Raw genomic sequence first — 23,575 nt, 5'->3', positions numbered from 1 at the left:
GGGAACACATTCACCCTGCATGTAATGCACTTGTGAAGACGTTTCTCCCGGTTCCACCACGTACCCCTGGGGGGGCTTTGTCTTCTGTGGAACCCGGCCGTTTCGTTCCCGCGCGCTCGAAGCGCGCGCGGCGGATCGCGGCCTGCACCGCACTCGTTCTCTCGGCCGGCATGCTGCTGGCCGCTCCGGCCTCGGCCGATGACTCGGCGCCCGCGCCGCACCGCGCCACCCAGCCCCGCGTCCCCGCCGCCGACGCGCAGCCCTCGCTGACGCTGCCGAAGCACACCGCGAAGAAGAAGTCGCCGGCCGCGGCCGCCGCGGGCGCCAAGGCCGCGGTCGTTCCCGCCAAGCCGCGCTTCGACGTGGACGCCGACGGCTACAGCGACACCCTGTACCGCGGGATCGACGGGCACTACTACGTCGTTCCGACGAACGGGTCGAGCTCCTACGAGTTCGCCCTGAACCCCGACGACCCGAACGAGAAGTTCAAGGACGTCATCACGCCGGGCGACCTGAACGGCGACGGCAGGCCCGAGCTGCTCACCCTGTCGGCGACCGGCAAGCTCTCGCTCCACCAGGCCTGGAGCGCCGACAGCGCCGGATACGCCGACTGGTCCGGCACCGGCTGGCAGAAGTACAACAAGATCATCGCCGCGGGCGACCTGACCGGCGACGGCCGGGGCGACCTGCTCGCCCGGACCCCGTCCGGCGACATCTACCTGTACGCGGGCACCGGCAACGTCACCAGCGGCCCGTTCAAGGCCGGCGTCAAGGTGGGCTACGGCTGGGCCTCGTACGACCAGATCGTCGGCGCGAACGACGTCAACGGCGACGGGATCGGCGACCTCTACACCCGTACGCCCGCCGGTGACCTGTACTACTACGCCGGTTCCGGAAAGGCCTCGGCGCCGTACAAGGCGCGCGTCAAGGTCGGCTACGGCTTCGACACGTACAACCAGATCATCGCCACCGACGACGCCACCGGTGACGGCCTCGGCGACCTGATGGCCCGTACGCCGGGCGGCACGCTCTACGCGTACGAGTCCACCGGATACGGCACCTTCCTCAAGCGGACCGAGATCGGCACCGGCTGGAACGTCGCGTCGCTCTTCGGGGGCCAGGGCAGCAACCCGACGTTCGGCAAGAACGAGCTGATGGCCCGCACCAAGGGCGGCACGCTCTACTGGTACTACGCGAAGAACAACGGCAAGCTCAGCGCCCGCGTCCAGGCCAGTGACAGCGGCGGCTGGGCCGGCGCCAACATCAGCTTCCCGTCGTCGCTCGACAACGACGGCTACGCGGACCTGCTGGAGACGTACTCCGGCAAGCTCTACAACGAGGGTTCGACCATCAGCAGCGGCTGGGGCGGCTACAACACCCTCGTCGGTCCTGGCGACCTGAGCGGCGACGGCAAGGGCGACCTGCTCGCCCGCACCACCTCCGGCGACCTGTACCTCTACCGGGGCAACGGCTCGGGCACCGGCTTCTCCGCCAAGATCAAGGTCGGCTACGGCTACAAGTCGTACAACAAGCTGGTCGGCGCCGGTGACTTCAGCGGCGACGGTCTGAACGACATGGTGGCCCGCGCGTCGGACGGCACGCTCTACCTGTACAAGGGGACGGGCTCGGCCACCAAGCCCTTCAAGGCGCGCGTCAAGATCGGCACCGGCTACAACACGTACAAGAAGTTCGTGGCACCGGGCGACCTCAACGGTGACGGCAAGGCCGATCTGATCGGCGTCGACGGCAAGGGCGACGTGTACCTCTACACGTCCACCGGCACCGGGACGATCGCCAAGCGGGTCAAGATCGGCTACGGCTGGGACATCTACAACAACATGTACTGAGCGTCCTGTTCGGCGAGGAGCGCCCTGTCCCCGGATTCCTCGGGGGCAGGGCGCTCCCGCGTCTCCAGCCGGCGGCCCGCCCGGCCGGACACCGGCTGCGTTGTTGCCAGACCAGGACATTGATTCGGCACTGAACCAATGCGGTCCCAGTGTTCACAGCTATAGGGTCTGTGAACATTCCGGGAACACTTCGCCCTACATGTGACACATCCATGAAGGCGTTTCACCCGGTTCCACCGCTTACCCCTGGGGGGGCTTTGTCTTCTGTGGAACCCGGCCGTTCTCTTCCCGCGCGCACGAAGCGCGGGCGGCGGATCGCGGCCTGCACCGCACTCGTCCTCTCGGCCGGCATGCTGCTGGCCGTCCCTGCCTCAGCCGACGGCCCGGCGGCCGCACCGCGCGGCGCCGCACCGCGGCCGGCCCCCGACCCGGCCCCGCAGCCGACTCTCGTCCTCCCGGAGCGCACCGCGCAGAAGCCGCGGGCAGCGGGTGCCGAGGGCGCGTCGGCCGTGACCGTCAAGCCACGCTTCGACGTGAACCGCGACGGGCAGAGCGACTTCGCGTACCGGACTCTGGACGGCGAGCTGAACGTCATCCAGAATCGTTGGCAGGGCGGCTTCCCGTACCTCCTCGAACGCGACGAGCCCAATGAGTTGGCCAAGGACATCGTCACGCCGGGCGACCTGGACGGCAACGGCATGCCCGAAATCCTCACGCTGTCGGCGACGGGGAAGCTCTCGCTGCACCAGGCCGTGACCAATGGCGTCGCCGGCCGCGCCACCTGGTCCGGCACCGGCTGGCAGAAGTACAACAAGGTCGTCGCGGCCGGTGACCTGAGCGGTGACGGCCGCGGCGATGTGCTGGCGCGTACGCCCTCGGGCGACCTCTACGCCTACCGGTCCACCGGCAGCGTCGACAGCGAGCCGTTCGAGGCGGGTGTCAAGGTCGACTCCGGCTGGGACTCCTACGACCAGATCGTGGGCGCCAACGATGTCAACCGCGACGGCATCGGCGACGTCTTCGCCCGCACCCCGGCCGGCGACCTCTACCTCTACTCCGGCACGGGCGACATCACGAAGCCGTTCAAGCCACGTGTGAAGACCGGCTACGGCTTCAACATCTACAACCAGCTCGTCGCCATGGACGACATCAACGGTGACGGTCTCGGCGACATCGCCGCCCGCAAGCCGAACGGCGACGTCATCCTCTACCTGGCCTCCGGGTACGGCACCCTCGACCGCACGCCGGTCTCCGGCGGCACCGGATGGAACACGGCGGGGCTGTTCGTCGGCGCGGGCGGCAACCCGGACTTCGGCAAGCACGAGGTCCAGGCCATCACCAACTCCGGCTACTCCTGGTGGTACAAGTCCAGGAACAACGGGCAGTTCTTCGCCCGCAGCACCGGCAACCTGAACGGCCTGCCCAGCGGTGGCATGAACCTGGGGACCAGGGGGCTCGCATCCTCACTCGACAACGACGGCGAGCCCGATCCGCTCTGGGTCCACCAGGGCCAGTTGTTCACGGGGGGCCACTTCATCGGCCTCGGCTGGGATGTCTACAACAGCCTGACCGGTCCGGGCGACCTGAGCGGCGACGGCAAGGGCGACCTGCTGGCACGGGACGCCAAGGGCAACGTGTACCTGTACGAGGGCAACGGGCTCGGCAGCAAGTTCGCGCCCAAGCTCAAGGTCGGCTACGGCTGGGACATCTACAACAAGATCGTCGGCGCCGGCGACCTCAGCGGCGACGGTCTCGCCGATGTGGTGGCGCGCGACACCAAGGGAGACCTGTACCTGTACCAGGGCACGGGCAAGGCCTCCGCGCCCTTCAAGGCGCGGGTGAAGATCGGCTACGGGTACAACACCTACAGGCTGTTCGCCGCACCGGGCGACATCAACGGTGACGGCAAGGCCGACCTGATCGGCGTCGACGGCAAGGGCGACCTGTACCGCTACACGTCCACCGGCACCGGCACGATCGCCACGCGCGTGAAGATCGGCTACGGCTGGGACATCTACAACAACGTGTCCTGAGCATCCCGCCACACAGCACAGCACAGCGCCCCGCCCCCGGAACCCGGTTCGCGGGGCGCTGTTCCACCACTTACCCCTGGGGGGGGCTTTGTCTTCCACTGAACCCCGCCGTTCCGTGCCCGCGCGCTCGAAGCGCGCGCGGCGGATCGCGGCCTGCACCGCACTCGTCCTCTCGGCCGGCACGCTGCTGGCGGCCCCGGCCTCGGCCGATGCCCCGGCGCCCGCACCGCATGGCGCCACCCAGCCCCGCATCCCCGCTGCCGACGCGCAGCCCACGCTGACACTGCCGAAGCGCACCGCGCGGAAGTCGCCGGCGGCGGCCGCCGAGGGCGCGAAGGCCGCGGTCGTTCCCGCCAAGCCGCGCTTCGACGTGGACGGCGACGGCTACAGCGACACCCTGTACCGCGGGATCGACGGGAAGTACTACATCAGTCCGACGAACGGTGGGGACACCTACCCGTTCACCCTCAACACCGACGACCCGAACGAGCGGTTGAAGGACGTCATCACGCCGGGCGACCTGAACGGCGACGGCAACCCCGAGCTGCTCATGCTGTCAGCGACCGGCAAGCTCTCGCTCCACCAGGCCTGGAACACCAACCCTTCCGGTTCCGCCGACTGGTCGGGCACCGGCTGGCAGAAGTACAACAAGGTCGTCGCCGCGGGCGACCTGACCGGCGACGGCCGGGGCGACCTGCTCGCCCGGACCCCGTCCGGCGACATCTACCTGTACGCGGCCACCGGCAACGTCACCAGCGCGCCCTTCAAGGCCGGCGTCAAGGTCGGCTACGGCTGGAACGTCTACGACCAGATCGTCGGCGCGAACGACGCCGACGGCGACGGGATCGGCGACCTCTACACCCGTACCCCCGCCGGTGACCTGTACTACTACGCGGGTACCGGAATCGCCGCGTCGCCGTACAAGAAACGCGTCAAGGTCGGCTACGGCTACGGCGTGTACAACCAGATCATCGCCACCGACGACATGACCGGCGACGGCCTCGGCGACCTGATGGCCCGTATGCCCGACGGCACGCTGTACGCGTACGAGTCCACCGGTGACGGCACCCTCCTCAAGCGGACGCAGATCGGTACGGGCTGGCACGTGGCGTCGCTCTTCGCGAGCGAGGGCGGCAACCCTTACGTCGGCAAGAACGAGCTGATGGCCCGCACCACGGGCGGCACGCTCTACTGGTACTACACGAAGAACAACGGCACGCTCAGCGCCCGCGTCCAGGCCAGTGACAGCGGCGGCTGGGCCGGCGCCGACATCAGCTTCCCGTCGTCGCTCGACAACGACGGCTACGCCGACCTGCTGGAGACACACAACGGCACGCTCTACAACGAGGGTGCGCCCGTCAGCAGCGGGTGGGGCGACTACGACACCCTCGTCGGTCCTGGCGACATGAGCGGCGACGGCAAGGGCGATCTGCTCGCCCGCACCAAGTCCGGCGACCTGTACCTCTACCGGGGCAACGGCTCGGGCACCGGCTTCTCCGCCAGGATCAAGGTCGGCTACGGCTACGGCTACGACACGTACAACGACATCTTCGGCGCCGGCGACCTCAACGGCGACGGTCTGAACGACATGGTGGCCCGTACGCCGAGCGGCACGCTCTACCTCTACAAGGGCACGGGCAAGGCCTCCGCGCCGTTCGAGTCGCTGCGCACGGTGATCGGCGTCGGATTCAGCATCTACAAGACGTTCGCCGCACCGGGCGACCTCAACGGTGACGGCAAGGCCGATCTGGTCGGCGTCAACGGCAAGGGAGACGTGTACCTCTATACGTCCACCGGCCTCGACAGCAAACCGATCGCCACGCGCGTGAAGATCGGCTACGGCTGGGACATCTACAACAACATGTACTGAGCCTCCCGTTCGGCGCGGAAGCGCCCTGTCCCCGGTCCTACGGGGGCGGGGCGCTTCCGCGTCCCCGGACCGCTCCGCCCGCTCAGCCGGTCACCGGCTCCAGGAACTCCAGCCGGTTGCCCACCGGGTCGTGGCTGAAGAAGCGGCGGTGGCCGGGCAGGTCCTCGTCCCACGTCACCTCGGCGCCGCGCTCCGTCAGCCGGGCCGCGTACGCCCCGATGTCCGTCACCCGCAGCCCCGGGTGGGCCTTGCGGGCCGGGCGGAAGTCCGCCTCGATGCCCAGGTGGAGCTGGACCGGGCCCGCCTGGAACCAGCAGCCGCCGCGGGCGGCCAGGACCGGGGGCTTGGCGATCTCGGTCATCCCGAGGGTGTGCGCGTAGTAGCCGCGCAGCTCGTCCTCCGAGCCTGCGGGGGCGGCGAGCTGGACGTGGTCGAGGGCGGCGATCATCACTTCTCCCGGTGGGTGACGGCGAAGATACGGCGGAACGGGAAGACGGTGCCGGACGCCCCCGCGGGGTACGCGGTGCGCAGCAGGTCGCGGTACTCGGCGAGGAAGGCGCTCCTGGCCTCCTCGTCGTCGGCCAGCGCGGTGAGGACGGGGCGCAGGCCGGTGCCCTTCACCCAGTCGAGTACGGCGTCCTCGCCGGGCAGCAGGTGGAGGTAGGTGGTCTCCCAGACGTCCGCGATGAGGCCGGGGCCCGTGAGCCGGTCGAGGTAACCGGCGGGGCTCAGGACCGCGTCGGCGTGGCGCAGCAGGCCGCCCAGCCGGGCGCGCCAGCGCGGAGACTCGGCGAGTTCGCGCATCAGGACGTGGCTGGGCTGCTCGAAGTTCCCGGGCACCTGGAGGGCGAGGGTGCCGCCGGGGGCGAGGCCGTCCAGCCAGGCCGGGAAGCGGTCGGCGTGGCCGGGGACCCACTGGAGCAGGGCGTTGGAGACGATGAGGTCGTACGGTTCCCCGGGCGTCCAGGTCGCGGCGTCGGCCTCGGCGAAGTCCAGCAGCGCGGTGGCGTGGGCGCGGGCCCGCTCCAGCATCTGCGGGGAGTTGTCGTAGCCGGTGATGCGGGCGGCGGGCCAGCGCTCCGCGAGCAGGGCGGTGACGTTGCCCGCTCCGCAGCCGAGGTCGGCGATCCGGGGGGCGGGGGCGCCCGGGAGCGGGGGGACGCGGGCCAGCAGATCGTGGAAGGGGCGGGTGCGGTGGTCCGCGTGGCGCAGGTACTGCTGCGGATCCCAGAGGGGTGCGGTCATGGGAACCAGGATCATCCCGAAAGTATCTTGATGTCAAGACACTCGGATTCAAGAGACTTCATGTCGACAGACCCTCTACACTGATCCACATGGAGGACGAGGTCGACCGACTGGTCGCTGCATGGCGCCGAGAGCGCCCCGACCTCGACGTGGAACCACTCGAGGTCCTCAGCCGCGTCTCCCGCCTGGCCCGCCACCTCGACCGGGCCCGCCGGATCGCCTTCTCCGAGCACAGTCTGGAGCCGTGGGAGTTCGACGTCCTCACGTCGCTGCGCCGCGCCGGCGATCCGTACCAGCTCTCCCCCGGCCAGCTGCTCACCCAGACGCTGGTCACCTCGGGCACGATGACCAACCGCATCGACCGGCTGACCAAGAAGAACCTCGTCGAGCGGCTCCCCGACCCCAGCGACCGCCGCGGCGTACTGGTCCGGCTCACCGCCGAGGGCCGCGACAAGGCCGACCAGTCACTGGCCGGCCTGCTCGCCCAGGAGCGCGCCATCCTGGGCGAACTATCCCGCCACCAGCGCGGCGAACTGGCAGGCCTGCTACGCCAGTTGACTGCCCCGTTCGACAACATCCCCGGCTAGGCCCGGCTCCCGGGGCGCCACCGGATCGGCGGGCCCGACGCCCGCCCGTCTGGCCAGCGCGACCGCCGCCAGCGTCGAGTGCACCCCCAGCTTGCCCAGCACGTTCTGCATATGGGTACGCACCGTGTGCGGGGAGAGGAAGAGCCGCTCCGCCACCGCCTTGCGGCCGAGCCCCGCCACCATGCAGCGCAGCACCTCGCGCTCGCGCGGGGTCAGCGACTCGACGAGCAGTTCGCTCTCGCTGCGGTGCTTGCGGTCAGCCAGCAGCTCCCGCAGCACCCCGGTGAGCAGGGCGGCGGGCAGATGCGTCTCGTCGCGCAGCACACCCCGGATGACCGCGAGCAGCCGCTGGAGCGAGCAGTCCTTGGCGACCCAGCCGCAGGCCCCGGCCTGGAGCGCGAGCGCGGCCCGGCGCGGGTCGTCCTTCTCGGCGAGCACCACCGTGCGCACCGACGGCCGGTCCGCACGGACCCCGGCGACCAGCGAGATGCCGTCGGCCTGCCCGTTCCCCCCGGCGTCCGGAGCGGGCGCCGGCACCTGACCGACGGCCCTGCGGCCGCCCGCCGGGGCCAGGATGCCCAGCTCCGCGTCGACCAGCATCACGTCGTAACCACGCCCCTCGGCGGCCGCGCGCTCCAGACAGCGCAGGGCGGCCGGGCCGCTGCCCGCCGCCGCCACATCGACGTCCGGCTCGGCCGCGAGCGCCGCGGCGAGCGACTCGGCGAAAATGCGGTGGTCGTCGACCACGAGAACCCGGATACGGACCACAGACACCCCCATGCTGTGTGTTCTGGGGCGCCCCGTAGCGTGCGACCCCCGGCAGTGACGGACCGGCACGGGTGCGACACCCGGAACGGGGATTCGGACCTCAGTGCCACGGCCGCCGCCGTGCACCGACTCCCGCCCCGCCCGGGTGTCGCACCCGGCTGTCTCGTACCCCTGAATCAGCACCGGCCCCCACCGGTGCTGTGCATCAGCGTACGGGCGGCGGACCGGAGCGGGAGGCGATTCGCGGAACTGAGGGTCCGGGCGGTCCTAGGGTGTTGTTCATGTTCCGTCTTGAGACAGAAGTGGACCAAGAACGTCGTCAGCTGCTGAACAGGCGGCTCCGCGAGGACAACACCGCGAGGTCGCCGGAGATCCGTGCGCTGCGCGACGGCCCGGCCGCGCACGAAGTCCCGCTGGAGGTATGGGCGATGGACGCCCACGGGCAGCTCGCCGCCGGGCTGACCGGGCGCACCTGGGCGCACTGGCTGCATGTGGACATGCTCTGGGTCGACGCCGGGCACCGCGGCTCCGGCCTCGGCTCGCGGCTGCTCGCCGAGGCGGAACGGGTGGCCCGCACGGACCGGTCCTGCACCCGCTCCCGGCTGGAGACCTGGGGCTTCCAGGCCCCGGACTTCTACCGGAAGCGGGGTTACGAGGTGACCGGGCGGGTCGAGAACTACCCGCCGGGCGTCACCGAGTTCACCCTCACCAAGCAGCTCGGCCGAGAGGCTGTCGGCGACTTCGGACCGCCCGGTCGGAGGTCACCGACCGCCTCTGAGCCGCCCGGGGTTCAGCCGAGCCGGCGGGCGCCCGCGGACGGGACCGCGGGGAAGACGCCGGGGGCCGCGTAGCCCGCCGAAGCGAAGGCCTCCAGGACGGACTTGGTGACGGTGTCCGCCTGCGCCTCCTCCACCAGCACGATCGCCGAGCCGCCGAAGCCGCCGCCGGTCATCCGCGCACCGAGCGCCCCGGCCGCGTTCGCCGTCTCGACCACCAGGTCCAGCTCCACGCAGGAGACCCGCAGATCGTCCCGGAGCGAGACATGGCCCGCGGTGAGGACCGGACCGGCCGCGCGCACATCGCCCGCGTCGAGCAGCGCGATGACCTGCTCGACGCGCTGGTTGTCGCTGACCACATGGCGTACGCAGCGCACGACGGACTCGTCCGCGCCGGCCGCGGCCAGCGTGTCGAGCCCGGCGCCCAGGCCCTCGTACGGAAGCTCGCGCAGCGTACGGATGCCGAGTACGCGGGCGCCCTCCTCGCAGGCCGCGCGTCGCTCCGCGTACGCGCCGTCGCCGAGCGCGTGCTTGACGCGGGTGTCGACGACGAGGAGCTGGAGGCCGTGGGCGGCCAGGTCGAAGGGGACCTGGCGCTGGGTGAGGTCGCGGGTGTCCAGGTGCAGGGCGTGGCCCTCGGTGCAGCAGGCCGAGGCCATCTGGTCCATGACGCCGCAGGGGACGCCGACGAAGGCGTTCTCCGCGCGCTGGGCCAGCACCGCCAGCTCGGCGGCGGTGAGCCCGAGCCCGAACAGGTCGTTCAGGGCCAGCGCGGTGACCACTTCGAGGGCGGCGGACGAGGAGAGCCCGGCGCCGGTGGGGACGGTGGAGGTCAGCTGGATGTCGGCGCCGGTGACCGGGTGGCCGGCCTCGCGCAGCGCCCAGACGACCCCGGCCGGGTAGGCGGCCCAGCCGTGGCCGGAGTGCGGGGCCAGCTCGTCGACGCGGAGCTGGACGACACCGCCCGGCACATCGGTGGAGTGCAGCCGCAGCTCGCCGTCCGTGCGGCGGGCGACGGCGGCCCGTGCGGTGTGCGGCAGCGCGAGCGGCATCACGAAGCCGTCGTTGAAGTCGGTGTACTCGCCGATCAGGTTGACCCGGCCGGGGGCGGCCCAGATCCCCTCGGGTGCGGCCCCGTACAGCTCGGTGAATGAAGCGGTCAGCTCGGTGAATGAAGCGGTCGGCTCGGTGAATGAAGCGGTCGGCTCGGTGGGGGCGGCGGTCGGCTCAGCGTTGTCGGTCATGGTGCGGTGTGCTCCTCTCGGCGGGCGAACGTCCAGGCGTCGGAGACGATTGCGGCCAGGTCCGCGCGGGACGGCTGCCAGCCGAGGCGCTCCCGGGCGGTGGTGGCGGAGGCGACCAGGACGGCCGGATCGCCGCCGCGGCGCGGGGCCGCGGTCTCGGGGACCGGGTGGCCGGTGACCTCACGGACCGTCTCGATGACCTCGCGGACCGAGAAGCCGTTGCCGTTGCCGAGGTTGCAGATCAGGTGCTCGCCCGCGGTGGCGGTTTCGAGGGCCAGGAGGTGGGCCTCGGCGAGGTCCGCGACATGGATGTAGTCGCGGACGCAGGTGCCGTCGGGGGTGGGGTAGTCGTCGCCGTAGACGGAGATCGACTCGCGCTGTCCGAGGGCGACCTGGAGGACCAGCGGGATCAGATGGGACTCGGGGCTGTGCCGTTCACCGCAGCTGCCGTACGCCCCGGCCACGTTGAAGTACCGCAGCGAGACCGCGGCCAGCCCGTGGGCGGCCGCCTCGCCGGTGATCATGTGGTCGACGGCGAGCTTGGTCGCGCCGTAGGGGCTGGTCGGAGCGGTGCGGTCGGCCTCCGTGATGGGGCTGGAGACCGGCTCGCCGTAGGTGGCGGCGGTGGAGGAGAAGACCAGGGTGCGCACCCCGGCGTCACGCATCGCGGCGAGCAGGGCGGTGGACCCGCCGACGTTGTTGACCCAGTACTTCTCCGGGTCGGTGACGGACTCGCCGACCTGGGAGTACGCGGCGAAGTGCAGCACCCCGTCGTAGGAGGCGTCCAGCCACTTCGCCGCGTCCTGGACGCGGCCCTCGATGAACTCGGCGCCGGCCGGCACTCCCGCGCGAAATCCGGTGGAGAGGTCATCGAGGACGGTGACGGCGTGACCCGCCTCCAGCAGGTGCTGGGCGACCACGCTGCCCACGTATCCCGCGCCGCCGGTCACCAGGTACTTCTTGGGGGACTTGCTCACTCGCTCGCTACCTCTCGCAGTCGCGCGGCCGCGGCCTCCGGCGGCACATCGTTGATGAACACACTCATGCCGGATTCGGAACCCGCGAGGAACTTCAGCTTGCTGGGCGTCCGTCGGACGGTGAAGAGCTCGAGGTGGAGCGCGAACTCCTCCCGTCCGGGGATGTCGAACGGCGCCTGGTGCCAGGCCGAGATGTACGGCGTCGGAGGCTGGCCGGGGCCGAATATCCGGTCGAACCGCCTCAAGAGTTCCAGATAGATCTGTGTGAACTCCGTGCGTGCCCCGTCTTCGAGGTCCCGCAGGTCGGGGACGCGCCGGAGCGGGTACAGATGGACCTCGTACGGCCAGTGGGCCGCGTAGGGCACGAACGCCACCCAGTGCTCACCGGAAAGCACGATCCGGCCGCCGTCGGACAGCTCGCGGGCGACGATGTCATCGAAGAGGTTGCCGCCGGTCCGCGCACGGTGCTTCTCCATCGAGCTCAGCATCAGCTCGGTGCGCGGGGTGACGAACGGGTAGCCGTAGATCTGCCCGTGCGGGTGTCCGAGCGTCACGCCGATCTCGGCGCCCCGGTTCTCGAAGCAGAACACCTGCTTGACCTGGTCGAGCCCGGCGAACTCGGCGGTGCGGTCGGTCCAGGCCTCCAGTACGAGGCCGGCCTGCTCCTCGCTGAGACCGGCGAACGACGCGTCGTGGTCGGAGGTGAAGCAGACGACCTCGCAGCGGCCGGAGTCACCGGCGAGCGAGGGGAAGCGGTTCTCGAAGACGACGACGTCGTACCTGTCGTCGGGGATCTCGCTGAGCCGTCCCTCCTGGGAGGGGCAGAGCGGGCACTCGTCGGCCGGCGGATGGTACGGACGGCCCTGGCGGTGCGAGGCGATGGCGACGCTGTCCCCGAGGAGGGGGTCCCGGCGGATCTCGGAGGAGGTCGCCACGGCGTCGAGCGGCCGCCGGTCGACGGCGTCCCGGACCACGTCGTCGCGGCTGTCGTAGTAGAGCAGCTCCCGGCCGTCGGCGAGCGTCGTAACCGTCTTCTTCACCAGACTCCTCTCAAACATAACTCAACACAAGGAACCACAAATCAACAGGCGCGTCAATGAGTCAACGTCAACCAAGTGCGGTCGGATGCGAGCGGGATCTCCTGCGGCCCTCGCGGGACTCTCGTGGGGTTCTCGTGGATTAAGGCCGGATTCCCGGGCCATACGATCACAATCAAACAAAGAACCTCAACGAAACTGTTCATTTTCTGAACACAAAGGCATAGCTTCCCTCGGGTTCAATACACGCAACGAAGCGAGTTCCCCCCATGCACTCACTGGCATCCGGGCTCCGGCTCCCCACGAACGGGCTCGATTACACGATTCTGGCGATCTACTTCGTCGTCGTTCTCGGCATCGGCTTCGCCGCTCGGGCGAGCGTGAGAACGAGCCTCGACTTCTTTCTCTCCGGACGGTCACTGCCCGCGTGGGTGACCGGTCTGGCCTTCGTGGCGGCCAACCTCGGCGCCACCGAGATCCTGGGCATGGCGGCGACCGGCGCGCAGTACGGCGTCGCGGTCGTCCACTGGTACTGGATCGGCGCCATCCCGGCCATGGTCTTCCTGGGGCTCGTGATGATGCCCTTCTACTACCGGTCGAAGGTGCGCTCCGTACCGGAGTTCCTGCTCCACCGCTTCGACAAGTCGGCGCATCTGCTGAGTTCCATACTCTTCGCCTTCTCGGCGGTCCTGATCGCGGGCGTCAACCTGTACGCCCTGTCGATCGTCGTGGAGGCGCTCCTCGGCTGGCCGCGGTCGGTGGCCATCATCGTCGCGGGCATCTTCGTCCTGCTCTACATCACCGTCGGAGGGCTCTCCTCCGCCATCTACAACGAGGTACTGCAGTTCTTCGTCATCCTCGCCGCGCTGATTCCGCTGACCGTGCTGGGGCTCAAGCGCGTCGACGGCTGGGACGGGCTGACCGGCTCGCTGGAGAAGAGTCACGGGCAGGACTTCATGTCGGCCTGGGGCGGTACGGGCATCGGTGACGCCAACCCGCTCGGCGCCAACTGGCTGACGATCGTCCTCGGCCTGGGCTTCGTGCTCTCCTTCGGCTACTGGACGACCAACTTCGCCGAGGTGCAGCGCGCCCTGTCCGCGAAGAACCTCTCGGCCGCCCGGCGCACCCCGCTGATCGCCGCGTTCCCGAAGATCTTCATCGTCTTCATCGTGATGATCCCCGGCCTGGTCGCCGCCGTCCTCGTACCGAAGATCGGCACCCCGGGCTCGGATCTGGCCTACAACGACGCGATACCGCTGCTGATGCGGGAGCTGCTGCCCAACGGTGTGCTCGGTATCGCGGTGACCGGTCTGCTGGCCGCGTTCATGGCGGGCATGGCCGCCAACGTCTCCTCGTTCAACACCGTGTTCACCACGGACATCTGGGCGCGGTACGTGAAGAAGGACCAGCCGGACGCGTACTACCTGCGCTTCGGCCGGCTGATCACGGTGCTAGGGGTGCTGGCATCCATCGGCACGGCGTACATCGCCGCCAGCTTCTCCAACATCATGACCTACCTCCAGACACTGTTCTCCTTCTTCAACGTCCCGCTCTTCGTCGTCTTCATCATCGGCATGTTCTGGAAGCGCGCCTCGATGAAGTCGGGCGTCTGGGGGCTGGTCGCGGGCACCACGGCCGCGATGGTCAACTACTTCGTCATCTACAAGCAGGGCGTCATCGACATCCCGAGCGACCAGGGCGCCAACTTCGTCTCCGCGATCGTCGGGTTCGTCGCAGGTGCGGTCGTCATGGTCGCCGTCACGCTGTTCACGGCTCCCAAGCCGGAGGCCGAACTGGCCGGTCTCGTATACGGAACCGAGTCGCCGGACGCCGATGAGGTACCTGAGGAGGGCGACAGCGCCTGGTACCGCAGGCCGGCCCTGCTGGGCTGGGGTGCGATCGTGCTCGCCGCCCTGTGCTACGTCCCCTACTCGTTCTGATCGGAGTAACTCACCATGTCCGAACTGCACAAGGAAGTCTCCGATCTGGAGAAGAAGTCCGCGACAGCGGCCCGCCTCTTCGACATCAGGCGGATCATCGGCGGCCTCTTCGTGGTCTACGGAGTCATCGTCACCGTCGCCGGGATCAGCCCGTCCGACGCGGACCTGAAGAAGGCCGAGGGCGTCCACATCAACCTGTGGACCGGGCTGGCCATGCTGGCGCTCGGGCTGTTCTTCCTGGTCTGGCTGAAGCTGCGGCCGGCCCAGCCGCCGGCTGCCGTACCGGACGCCCCGGACACCGCGGACGTGCCCGGCGGCTGACCCGCCGAGGCGCCCGTACCACCGGCAGGGGCCGGGCACCGTCAGCCGACGGTGCCCGGCCCCTGCCGCGTCCCGACGGCCGCCCGGTCCAGCAGGCCGGTGCGGGCGGCGAGGGCCGCCGCCTCCAGCCGGGAGCCGACGCCCAGCTTCATCAGTACCCGCTGCACATGGGTACGGGCGGTGCTCGGCGCGATCCGCATACCGGCCGCGATCAGCCGGGTTCCCTCGCCCTCCGCGACCCTGACCAGGACCTCGACCTCGCGCGGGGTGAGCAGCTGGAGCAGCCGCTGCCCCTCGTCGTCCGGCTGGGCCGCCGGGTTGAGCAGCTCGGCGAAGGCGCCCTGGAGCAGTTGCGGCGCGACCGCCGCCTCACCGGCCCGCGCCTTGACGATCGCCCGCTCGACGCCCTCGATGCGCTCGTCGTGACGGACGTAGCCGACCGCGCCGGCCGCGAAGGCGGCCGCGATCCCCAGCGGGCTCGGCACCGGTCCGAGCACCACGACGGCGATCTGCGGACGCTCGCGCCTGATCCTCACGATCGGTTCGAAGGCGCCCGGTTCGGCAGGTGCCGCGGTGCCGAACAGGCAGACCTCCGGTGCCCTGCTGACCACCAGGTCCGCCGCTCCCGCGGTGGGCGCGGCGGCGGCCAGCACCCGGTGGCCACGTAGTTTGAGCGCCGAGGCGAGCGCCTCGGCGAGCAGTCGGTGGTCATCGACCACCATCAGCCGCACGCCCATCGAGCAACCCCCCGTAGCACCGGCAACGGGCCCCCCGGCCCTCTAGACCCGGCAAGTTACACGCTTGTTCGACGCTGCGGGCGCCTTAGTCGGCAGAAGGCCCACTCAATGCCCAATCGTGTTCCGTTCGCGCCCACTTGACGGTCGGAAAACGACCGGCCCTGCCGGTCGACTGATCGACCGGCAGGGCCGGGGGCGGTGCTGACGTCAGATCACTTCGCGGCGAACGCGACGACGAGGTACTCCTTGTCGTTCAGCGAGCCCTCCCGCGGCTTGCTGATCGCCGTCTGGGAGATGTACAGCCGCCCGCTGCCGTACCGGAATTCGGCGTAGTCCGCGGAGAAGCTGGTCTCCGCGTCCCGGACCGACTCGTCGTCCGGGTTCTCCAGCAGCACGGTCTGCTTGAGGGTGCTGCCGTCGATGGAGACGACCTGGCCGCCCTTGTCGTACGGGGGCTCCTTGTACGCGATGATGTTCCCGCCGTCCATGCGGAGCGGGAACATCGTGTAGCGGTCGCCCGCGTCGGCCCGGTCACCGGTCTGCTTGCCGGTGGTCAGGTCGAAGGAGACGATCTCGTTGGTGTCGCCGTACTCGCCGCCGCCCTCGTGCTCCTCGGTGGGCAGGTAGATGCGGTTGTTGCCGACCGCGAGCTGCTGGCAGCTCTCGACCTCGGTGGACCGGCAGTTCGCCGCGTACTTCTCCGCGTCGGCCGGGATCCTGACGAGCAGCTTGCCGGTGGCGGCGTCGATCGAGAAGAAGTCGGAGATCCCGCTGCCGTCACCCGCGGTGTCGCCGACGTCGGCGGCGACGACCAGGGGCTTGGTGGAGACGATGCTCGCGTACTCGACGCCGGGCGGCATCTTGTACGTGGAGATCGGGGCGCCCGTGGTCGGGTTCAGCGCCTGGATGGTGAGCTGGGGGTCGTCGTACTTACCGCACTTGCGGACCACGGCGAGTGCCTCGCCGCCGCCGTAGCCCGTGTCGTAGCAGCCGTCGGTGCTGACCTTCGGCTTCCAGCGCTCGGCGCCGGTGCCCAGGTCGAAGGCGGCACCGCCCTCGCCGCCGGCCGCGGCGACCGTGGTGCCGCTGAGGGTGACCTGATCGAACCGGACGGGGTCGTCGCCGCCGGTGGCGGCGATCACCGTCTTGCTCCACATGAGCTTGCCGGTGCTGAGGTCGAGGGCGGCCACGTGGTTGCAGGTCTGGTACTTGTTCGCCGCGGTCCGCTTGCCTTCCTCGAAGACGACGGCCGTCTTGAAGTCCTTGCTCATGTGCCGGGAGGCGGCGCAGACCTGGCCGGACAGCGGGATCGACCAGAGCTTGGTGCCCTTGTCCTGGTCGTAGCCGATGACCTCGTTGACGCCCGTCTTCACGTACGCCTTGTCCGTCAGCCAGGAGCCGTCGACCGTGCTGACGTCGGTGACCTTGGGCTGCGGCAGCTGGAAGGCGACCGTGCCCCTGGTGTTCGAGGGGACCTTCTCCTTGCCGCCGCCGTCGAGGCCCTTGCCGTCGGTGCCCTTGCTCTCGCCGTCGGTGCCGGAGGAGGTGGAAGCCTCGTCCTTCTTCTTGCCGCCGCCGTCGCCGGAGGCGTACCAGAGACCGCCGCCGACGATCAGCACCACGGCGACCACCGCGGCGACGATGATCTTCGCCTGGGTGGAGAACTTCTTCGGCCCGTTCCCGTTCTGCGGCGGCTGGTACGGCTGCTGCATCGGGGTGGTCGGGTATCCGTAGCCCTGCTGCGGCGGCTGGCCCTGCTGCGGATAGCCGTAACCCTGCTGCGGCTGCTGGCCCTGGGGGAACCCGTAGCCGGGCTGCGGCTGCTGGCCCTGCGGGAACCCGTAGCCGGGCTGCGGCTGCTGGCCCTGCGGCGGCGTCTGCGGGTAGCCGTAGCCGGGCTGCTGCTGGGGCGGGCCGGCGGGCGGCGGGGCGCCGTATCCGCCCTGGGGCGGGGCCGGCTGGGTGGCGGGCGGCTTGCCGAACTGGTCGGCGGGCGGCGGCGTCGGGGCGCCGAAACCACCGGGCGGCGGATCCTGCGGTGCGCCGAACCCGCCCTGGGGCGGCTCGTTGGGCGGCGGCTGGGGCGGCTGCGTCATGGCGTTGCGTACCTCTGGAGAAGGGGGATCAGTCGGTGGGCCGGAACCGGCCGCGGGCGGGTCTGCCGCCGCCCGCGGCCGGCCGGGTTCCTGCGGGTGCCGTGGTGAGCCGTTACTTGCCGAAGGCCATCATGGTCTTCGTCTCCAGCTCTTCCTTGTCGTTGGCGGCGCTGACCCGCCCGCTCGCGATGAACGAACGGCCGCCCGTGTAGAGGACCTTCTCGTCGTAGAAGGTGCTCTCGATCAGCGACGTCGAGTCCGGGTGCTGGAGCACCATCTGCGGGGCGCCGCCGGTCGGCGCGAGGGTGGCGATCCCGCCGCCCTTGTTGTAGCCGGCGCCCACGTAGAGCAGCAGGTTGCCGCCCTCCATCCGCAGCGGCCGCATCGTCCGCTCGGCCGGGGCGTTCGCCTTCCACTTCGTCTTGCCGGTGTTCAGGCTGAACGCGATGACCTTGTTGGTCCGGGCGGAGCCGCTGGTGTCGTCCTGCGTCGCCATGTAGAGCGTGTTGGCGTCGGCCGTGACGCCTTCGCAGCCGTCGACGTACTTGCCGAAGTCGGCGAAGGACTGGCCACAGCTGGTATCGAACTTGTCGCCCTTGTCACTGACCACCTGGGAGCGGAGCGACCCGTTCTCCTTGAGCGCGAGGAGGCTCCACTGCTTCTTGTCGCCGCTGCCCTTGGTCAGCGAGACGATGAGCGGGCTCACCGAGTAGTACCTGTCGATCTCCCAGCCGCGCGCGGGCTTGTACGTCCACTTGGGCTTCCCGGTGACCGGGTCGATCTCCTCGACCTCGTGCTGCGGGTTGTCGAGGTCGTCGGTGCGGCAGCTGGTGGCGGCGATCAGCTTGGTGCCGCCCGCGAAGGAGAACGGCTGGCACTTGCCGTCGCGCTTGCCGAACAGCTCCTTGCCGTCGCTCACCCGGAAGGCGGTGGAGGCGTCGATGCGGCCGACCGTCACGGTGTCACCGCTGATCGCGAGGGAGATGTCCGTCAGTACGTCGAACAGACCGGTGCTCTTGACCGGCTTCTTCCAGCCGGCCTTGCCGGTGTTGAGGTCGATCAGCTGGAGGTCCGAGCAGTCGGCCTTGTCGGTGGTGCCGTTCTTCACCGCGATGACGATCTTGCCGTCGGTGGTGGTCTGCGCCGGTGCGGAGCAGATGTCCGTGCCGAGCTTCAGCGTCCACTTCTGCTTGCCGTCGGCCACCGAGAAGCCGGAGACGGTGCGGTACATGCCCTTGACGACGGTGTCGCCGACTATCCACGGGCCGTACACGTCGGCGCCGGTGCGCGGGAGGTCGACGTCGTTCTTCTGGAGCCAGAGGACCTTCGCCTCGCCGGGCTTGCGCCCGGCGTTCAGGTCGTCGTCGCCCTCACGGCCGGTCCCGTTGCCGTCGCCCTCGTCCACGGACGGCGAGACGGACGGCTTCGGGGCGTCGGTGCTCTTCTGCGCAACGGGCTTCTTGTCGTCGTCCCCGCCGCTCGTGGCCAGGTAGACGCCGCCGCCGACGACCACGAGCGCGGCGACCGCGGCACCGATGATCATCGCGGGCTTCCCCTTGAAGGGGTTGCGGCCGCCGGGACCCGTCGGACCTGCGGCGACCGGTGCGCCGGGGTACTGCTGCTGCGGATAGCCGTAACCGGGCTGCTGCGGCTGGCCGTACGGGCCCGGCTGCTGGGGCCGGCCGTACGGACCGGGCTGCTGGGCGTAGGGACCCGGCTGCTGTTGCCCGTACGGACCCGGCTGCTGGGCATAGGGACCGGGCTGCTGTTGCCCGTACGGGGGCTGCTGCGGCCGGCCCGGCTGCTGCGGGTAGCCGTAACCGGGCGGGGCGGCCGGTGCCTGGGGCGGCTGCGCGGGCGGCGGCGTCTGCGGCGGGCCCTGGGGCGGCTGAGGTATCCCCTGCGGCGGCTCCTGCGGAGCGCCGAAGCCTCCCTGCGGCGGTTGCTGGCTGGGCGGCTGGGTCATCAGCGCGTCCCCCTTCGTGCGGTCCGGTGCCCGTTCCGGACTCCCCCGCGGTTCCGCCGGGGTTCCGGGAGTCGGACAAGACCCCCTGAATCCCCAGTGAAATGGAGCGAATCGGGCATGGATCCCGCAGTGTCACGACAGTCGAGCGGGGCTTCTTTGTACCACCCGCCCCACCGCGGGCCCCGGTTCGGTCCACCCCTGTTCCCAAGGGAGAACCGGCCCGTGATGCCGCCGTTACGCCCCGGCCGTCAGGGCCTTTCGCTCGGACCGGACCCCCGCGGGCCCGGCATGATCCGGCCGAGCGGGCCCCTGGGCTGTCCCGCAATCCCTCAACTGCCGAAAGCCACCAACGACCGCGTCCTGATCTCCTCGTCGTCGATGCCGCTGATCCTCGTCTGCCCGATGAAGGTGCGTCCGTCCACATAGACGATGCGCGGTTCGATGAACTCGCGCTCGACGACGTCCCCCGAAGCCGGGTGCCGCACCACCATCTCCCACTTCCCGCCGGTGGGCGGGAGCGAGGCGATGCCGCCCCCCTTGCCCTTGCTCGGCGCGAGGTACATCAGCAGCTTGCCGCCCTCCGTCCGCATCGGGCTGAGGGACTGGTCGGCCGGGGAGGAGACCGTCCACTTGTGCTTGCCGGTGGCCAGATCGAAGGCGGCGACCTTGTTGCCGTCACCGACCTTGATGTCGACGGGCCCGGTCGACATGTAGAAGGTGTCCGCATCGGCGGCCACCCCGAGGCAGTTGTCGAGGTTGATGCCCTGGACCACCACGTCGGTGTCGCACTGGGGCGCGTAGTCGCCGGGTCCGCCGGAGAGCTGGGAACGGTAGGTGCCGTCGGTGTTGAGCACCAGGATCGCCCACTTGTCCGGCTTCTTGAGCGAGACCACCGGCGGGTCGGCGGAGTAGATCTGCGCGACCTCCCAGCCCTTCTTGACCTTGTACGACCACAGCACCTTGCCGGTGACGGGGTCCCTCTTCTGTACCAGCTGTTCCTTGTGGTCGTCCGCGGCGGTCTGGCAGCTGGCCGCCGCGATGGGCACATCGCCACTGGCGAACCCGAACGGCTGGCAGTTGCCCGGCAGTTTCCCGAACAGCACCTTGCCGTCGCTGACCCGGAAGGCGTCGGTCCTGGAGGTGCGCCCCACGGTCACGGTGTCGCCGTTGATCGCCATCCTGAGGTCGGAGAGACCGTCCCAGACGCCCTTGCGGACGTACGACCTGTGCCAGCCGGCCTTGCCGGTCCTGAGGTCGACCATCTGGAGGGCGTTGCACTCCGAGTCACCCGAGGTGGTGTGTCTGACGCCCAGGACGATCTTGCCGTCGGCGGTGGCCTGCGAGGGCGCCGCACACGCGTTGGTGGGCAGCCGCAGGCTCCACTTGAGCCTGCCGTCCGTGACGTCGTAGCCCGTGACGGTGTGGAACATCGCCTTGACGACGGTGTCGCCGAAGATCCACGGGCCGTACACGTCCTCACCGCCCTCGGGCAGATCGACGCCGCTCTCCTGGAGCCAGAGCATCTTCGCCTCGCCGGGCTTGCGCTTGGCGTTGACGGCTTCGGCCTCCGCGCCGGGGCTGAGCTGGTCGTCGTTCCTGTTCTTCCGCCTGCTCGGCGAGGGCGAGGGGGACGGGTCGGGCGGCCCGGAGCTCAACTCCGGTCCGGCCGTGGGCTTCCCGCTCCCGCCGTCCCCGTCGAGGGCGAACCAGATGCCGCCGCCGGCCAGGAGCGCCACCGCGAGCACGGCAGCGACGATCGTCCCGGTCCTGCCGCGGAAACGCCCCCCGCCCCGAGGCCCGCCGGACTGCGGCGGCTGCGGCGGCTGCTGTCCCGGATATCCGTATCCCTGCGGCGGCTGACCGTACGGGCCTGGCTGCGGCGGATATCCGTATCCCGGCGCGGGCTGGGCGGGCGGTGCGGGTGGTCCGTACGGGCCGGGCTGCGCGGGCGCCGCGTACGGACCGGACGGCTGTGCCGTGCCCTGGCCCGGGGGCGGAAACGTCTCGGGCGGCGGGCCGTAAGGGGCTCCGAACTCACCCTGCGGCGGCTGCTGTCCGGGCGGCTGGCTCATCGGCCCGTCCCCCTGTTCCTTTGTCACCTGCGGTGTGGCACGGTCCGGCTACCGCGCCGGGCAAGATCTCTTTCTACCATCTGCCCCACAGGCCACACAGACCCCATCAACTGCACTCGCCACACCAGCCGCACCCGCCGTGCCAGTTGCACGGGGGTGCGGCCCAACGGTCAGGCCTCCTCGGCCAGTTCCAGCCAGCGCATCTCCAGCACATCGCGCTCCGCCACCAGTTCACGCAGCTCGGCGTCCAGCTTCGCCACCTTCTCGAAGTCCGTGGCGTTGTCGGCGATCTGGGCGTGCAGCGTCGTCTCGCGGGTCGACATCTTGTCGAGCTGCCGCTCGACCTTCTGCAGCTCCTTCTTCGCCGCACGCGTGGCCTGCGGCGAGGCGGACGGGGCGGGGGCGGCGGCGGTCTTCGAGGCCGACGCGGGCGCGGCGGGGGCAGTCGTCCCGGCCATCCCCAGCCTGCGCTCCAGGTACTCGTCGATGCCGCGCGGCAGCATCCGCAGCGACTGGTCGCCGAGCAGCGCCATCACCCGGTCCGTGGTCCGCTCGATGAAGAACCGGTCGTGGGAGATCACGATCATCGACCCGGGCCAGCCGTCGAGGAGGTCCTCCAGCTGGGTCAGGGTCTCGATGTCGAGGTCGTTGGTGGGCTCGTCGAGGAAGAGGACGTTGGGCTCGTCCATCAGCAGGCGCAGGATCTGGAGCCGCCGGCGCTCACCGCCCGACAGGTCGCCGACCGGGGTCCACTGCTTCTCCTTCGTGAACCCGAACTGCTCGCAGAGCTGGCCCGCGGTCATCTCCCGGCCCTTGCCGAGGTCGACCCGGTCGCGCACCTGCTGCACCGCCTCCAGCACCCGCAGGTTCGGGTTGAGCTCGGCGACCTCCTGGGAGAGGTAGGCCAGCTTGACCGTCTTGCCGACGACGACCTTCCCGGCCGCGGGCTGCTCCTCGCCCTGAGTGCGGGCGGCCACGGCCAGTGCCCGCAGCAGCGAGGTCTTGCCCGCGCCGTTGACCCCGACCAGGCCGATCCGGTCGCCGGGGCCGAGCTGCCAGGTGAGGTGGGTGAGCAGCGTCTTGGGTCCGGCCTGGACGGTCACGTCCTCCAGGTCGAAGACGGTCTTGCCGAGCCGGGCGTTGGCGAACTTCATCAGCGCGCTGGTGTCGCGGGGCGGCGGCACATCGGCGATCAGCTCGTTGGCCGCCTCGATGCGGTAGCGCGGCTTGGACGTACGGGCGGGGGCGCCGCGCCGCAGCCAGGCCAGCTCCTTGCGCATCAGGTTCTGCCGCTTGCCCTCCTCGGTGGCCGCGATCCGCTCCCGTTCGGCACGGGCGAAGACGTAGTCGCTGTAGCCGCCCTCGTACTCGTGGACGGTGCCGCGCTGGACGTCCCACATGCGCGTGCAGACCTGGTCGAGGAACCACCGGTCGTGGGTGACGCAGACCAGCGCCGAGCGGCGGGCGCGCAGATGGCCGGCCAGCCAGGAGATCCCCTCGACGTCGAGGTGGTTGGTCGGCTCGTCGAGGACGATCAGGTCCTGTTCGGCGATGAGCAGCTTCGCGAGCGCGATCCGGCGGCGCTCACCGCCGGAGAGGGGCGCGATGACGGTGTCCAGGCCGTGCTCGAAGCCCGGCAGGTCGAGGCCGCCGAAGAGCCCGGTCAGCACGTCGCGGATCTTGGCGCTGCCCGCCCACTCGTGGTCGGCGAGGTCGCCGATGACCTCGTGGCGGACCGTCGCCTGCGGGTCGAGCGAGTCGTGCTGGGTCAGGACACCCAGACGCAGCCCGCCGTTGTGGGTGACGCGGCCGGTGTCCGCGTCCTCCAGCTTGGCGAGCATCCGGATGAGGGTCGTCTTGCCGTCTCCGTTACGACCGACGACACCGATCCGGTCCCCCTCGGACACACCGAGGGACACACCGTCGAGCAGCGCACGGGTGCCGTACACCTTGCTGACCTGCTCGACATTGACGAGGTTGACGGCCACGTACGCTCCAGCTCGAAGGAAAACACTGACCTTCAGCGTAGTCGCCACGGTGCGGAGCTCCGTACGAGCGC

General features: G+C 70.1%; 17 protein-coding genes and 1 pseudogene. 7 read left to right on the top strand and 11 right to left on the bottom strand.

The genetic code is table 11. The features are described 5' to 3' along the window. The first annotated feature begins 170 nt into the window (after positions 1-170). The 3 genes from OG322_RS22325 to OG322_RS22315 all read left to right on the top strand — a co-directional run bounded on the left by OG322_RS22325 (position 171) and on the right by OG322_RS22315 (position 5,750). Positions 171-1,847 carry an FG-GAP repeat domain-containing protein gene (locus tag OG322_RS22325; RefSeq protein ID WP_405703227.1) on the top strand — a complete coding sequence of 559 codons (1,677 nt, stop codon included), beginning with the start codon at positions 171-173 and terminating at the stop codon, positions 1,845-1,847. A 266-nt stretch (positions 1,848-2,113) separates the two neighbouring features. Then, positions 2,114-3,880, top strand: a complete 1,767-nt coding sequence (locus OG322_RS22320) for an FG-GAP repeat domain-containing protein (protein ID WP_329307757.1) — start codon at positions 2,114-2,116, stop codon at positions 3,878-3,880. A 115-nt stretch (positions 3,881-3,995) separates the two neighbouring features. Beyond that, positions 3,996-5,750, top strand: coding sequence for an FG-GAP repeat domain-containing protein (locus OG322_RS22315; protein ID WP_329306834.1), 1,755 nt, complete (start codon positions 3,996-3,998; stop codon positions 5,748-5,750). 82 nt (positions 5,751-5,832) lie between these two features. Here the strand turns inward: OG322_RS22315 and OG322_RS22310 are convergent, their stop codons facing one another. Further along, entirely contained in the window at positions 5,833-6,198 is a 366-nt protein-coding gene (locus OG322_RS22310) for a VOC family protein (protein ID WP_124284207.1), read from the bottom strand. Next, on the bottom strand, positions 6,198-6,995 hold the full coding sequence (locus tag OG322_RS22305; protein ID WP_124284208.1) for a trans-aconitate 2-methyltransferase: 798 nt from the start codon (positions 6,993-6,995) through the stop codon (positions 6,198-6,200). Before OG322_RS22305 ends, OG322_RS22310 begins: the two co-directional genes overlap by 1 nt. An 89-nt stretch (positions 6,996-7,084) precedes the next feature. On the opposite strand from OG322_RS22305, the gene OG322_RS22300 reads away from it, so the two are divergent. Then, positions 7,085-7,582 (top strand): MarR family winged helix-turn-helix transcriptional regulator, encoded by a 498-nt coding sequence (locus OG322_RS22300; protein ID WP_123459812.1) that lies wholly within the window; start codon positions 7,085-7,087, stop codon positions 7,580-7,582. On the opposite strand, the gene OG322_RS22295 is transcribed toward OG322_RS22300, so the two are convergent. After that, positions 7,541-8,362 carry a response regulator transcription factor gene (locus OG322_RS22295; protein ID WP_123459813.1) on the bottom strand — a complete coding sequence of 274 codons (822 nt, stop codon included), beginning with the start codon at positions 8,360-8,362 and terminating at the stop codon, positions 7,541-7,543. The genes OG322_RS22300 and OG322_RS22295 overlap by 42 nt on opposite strands. A 269-nt stretch (positions 8,363-8,631) precedes the next feature. On the opposite strand from OG322_RS22295, the pseudogene OG322_RS22290 reads away from it, so the two are divergent. Then, positions 8,632-9,069: pseudogene (locus tag OG322_RS22290) on the top strand (GNAT family N-acetyltransferase); the annotation flags it as partial. Between the two features lie 71 nt (positions 9,070-9,140). On the opposite strand, the gene galK reads toward OG322_RS22290, so the two are convergent. The 3 genes from galK to galT are packed head-to-tail and all read right to left on the bottom strand — an operon-like array spanning position 9,141 to position 12,387. Further along, a complete protein-coding gene (gene galK / locus OG322_RS22285) occupies positions 9,141-10,370 on the bottom strand; it encodes a galactokinase (protein WP_329306833.1) in 1,230 nt (409 codons plus the stop codon). After that, positions 10,367-11,347: a UDP-glucose 4-epimerase GalE gene (gene galE / locus OG322_RS22280; RefSeq protein ID WP_123459814.1), complete on the bottom strand. Its 981-nt coding sequence runs from the start codon at positions 11,345-11,347 to the stop codon at positions 10,367-10,369. The genes galK and galE overlap by 4 nt, the downstream gene beginning before the upstream one ends. After that, on the bottom strand, positions 11,344-12,387 hold the full coding sequence (gene galT / locus OG322_RS22275) for a galactose-1-phosphate uridylyltransferase (protein ID WP_329306832.1): 1,044 nt from the start codon (positions 12,385-12,387) through the stop codon (positions 11,344-11,346). The genes galE and galT overlap by 4 nt, the downstream gene beginning before the upstream one ends. A 266-nt stretch (positions 12,388-12,653) precedes the next feature. On the opposite strand from galT, the gene OG322_RS22270 reads away from it, so the two are divergent. Further along, positions 12,654-14,324, top strand: a complete 1,671-nt coding sequence (locus OG322_RS22270; protein ID WP_123459816.1) for a sodium:solute symporter family protein — start codon at positions 12,654-12,656, stop codon at positions 14,322-14,324. 15 nt (positions 14,325-14,339) lie between these two features. Next, on the top strand, positions 14,340-14,645 hold the full coding sequence (locus OG322_RS22265) for a hypothetical protein (RefSeq protein WP_123459817.1): 306 nt from the start codon (positions 14,340-14,342) through the stop codon (positions 14,643-14,645). Positions 14,646-14,686: 41 nt separating this feature from the next. On the opposite strand, the gene OG322_RS22260 is transcribed toward OG322_RS22265, so the two are convergent. From OG322_RS22260 to OG322_RS22240, 5 genes are all read right to left on the bottom strand, one after another. After that, the gene (locus OG322_RS22260) at positions 14,687-15,382 is read right to left on the bottom strand and encodes a response regulator transcription factor (RefSeq protein WP_123459818.1); all 696 of its coding nucleotides are present in this window, start codon (positions 15,380-15,382) and stop codon (positions 14,687-14,689) included. A 212-nt stretch (positions 15,383-15,594) separates the two neighbouring features. Further along, on the bottom strand, positions 15,595-17,478 hold the full coding sequence (locus tag OG322_RS22255) for an outer membrane protein assembly factor BamB family protein (protein ID WP_123459819.1): 1,884 nt from the start codon (positions 17,476-17,478) through the stop codon (positions 15,595-15,597). A 112-nt stretch (positions 17,479-17,590) separates the two neighbouring features. Next, positions 17,591-19,444, bottom strand: coding sequence for an outer membrane protein assembly factor BamB family protein (locus OG322_RS22250; protein ID WP_123459820.1), 1,854 nt, complete (start codon positions 19,442-19,444; stop codon positions 17,591-17,593). A gap of 329 nt (positions 19,445-19,773) precedes the next feature. Further along, on the bottom strand, positions 19,774-21,516 hold the full coding sequence (locus OG322_RS22245) for an outer membrane protein assembly factor BamB family protein (RefSeq protein ID WP_329306831.1): 1,743 nt from the start codon (positions 21,514-21,516) through the stop codon (positions 19,774-19,776). Between the two features lie 170 nt (positions 21,517-21,686). Next, complete coding sequence (locus tag OG322_RS22240; RefSeq protein WP_123459822.1) at positions 21,687-23,504, bottom strand: ABC-F family ATP-binding cassette domain-containing protein; 1,818 nt, start codon at positions 23,502-23,504, stop codon at positions 21,687-21,689. Positions 23,505-23,575: the final 71 nt, after the last annotated feature.

The organism is Streptomyces sp. NBC_01260 (genome assembly GCF_036226405.1).
Classification (GTDB): domain Bacteria; phylum Actinomycetota; class Actinomycetes; order Streptomycetales; family Streptomycetaceae; genus Streptomyces; species Streptomyces laculatispora.
Note: the sequence above shows the minus strand (reverse complement) of the source record. Positions and strands in the feature narration are given on the sequence as shown.

Coding starts and splice junctions, on each gene's coding strand:
- OG322_RS22255 (WP_123459819.1), bottom strand. CDS start 17,478: ATGACGCAGCCGCCCCAGCCGCCGCCCAACGAGCCGCCCCAGGGCGGG.
- OG322_RS22305 (WP_124284208.1), bottom strand. CDS start 6,995: ATGACCGCACCCCTCTGGGATCCGCAGCAGTACCTGCGCCACGCGGAC.
- OG322_RS22300 (WP_123459812.1), top strand. CDS start 7,085: ATGGAGGACGAGGTCGACCGACTGGTCGCTGCATGGCGCCGAGAGCGC.
- OG322_RS22260 (WP_123459818.1), bottom strand. CDS start 15,382: ATGGGCGTGCGGCTGATGGTGGTCGATGACCACCGACTGCTCGCCGAG.
- OG322_RS22245 (WP_329306831.1), bottom strand. CDS start 21,516: ATGAGCCAGCCGCCCGGACAGCAGCCGCCGCAGGGTGAGTTCGGAGCC.
- OG322_RS22310 (WP_124284207.1), bottom strand. CDS start 6,198: ATGATCGCCGCCCTCGACCACGTCCAGCTCGCCGCCCCCGCAGGCTCG.
- OG322_RS22265 (WP_123459817.1), top strand. CDS start 14,340: ATGTCCGAACTGCACAAGGAAGTCTCCGATCTGGAGAAGAAGTCCGCG.
- galK (WP_329306833.1), bottom strand. CDS start 10,370: ATGACCGACAACGCTGAGCCGACCGCCGCCCCCACCGAGCCGACCGCT.
- OG322_RS22325 (WP_405703227.1), top strand. CDS start 171: ATGCTGCTGGCCGCTCCGGCCTCGGCCGATGACTCGGCGCCCGCGCCG.
- OG322_RS22250 (WP_123459820.1), bottom strand. CDS start 19,444: ATGACCCAGCCGCCCAGCCAGCAACCGCCGCAGGGAGGCTTCGGCGCT.
- OG322_RS22295 (WP_123459813.1), bottom strand. CDS start 8,362: ATGGGGGTGTCTGTGGTCCGTATCCGGGTTCTCGTGGTCGACGACCAC.
- OG322_RS22270 (WP_123459816.1), top strand. CDS start 12,654: ATGCACTCACTGGCATCCGGGCTCCGGCTCCCCACGAACGGGCTCGAT.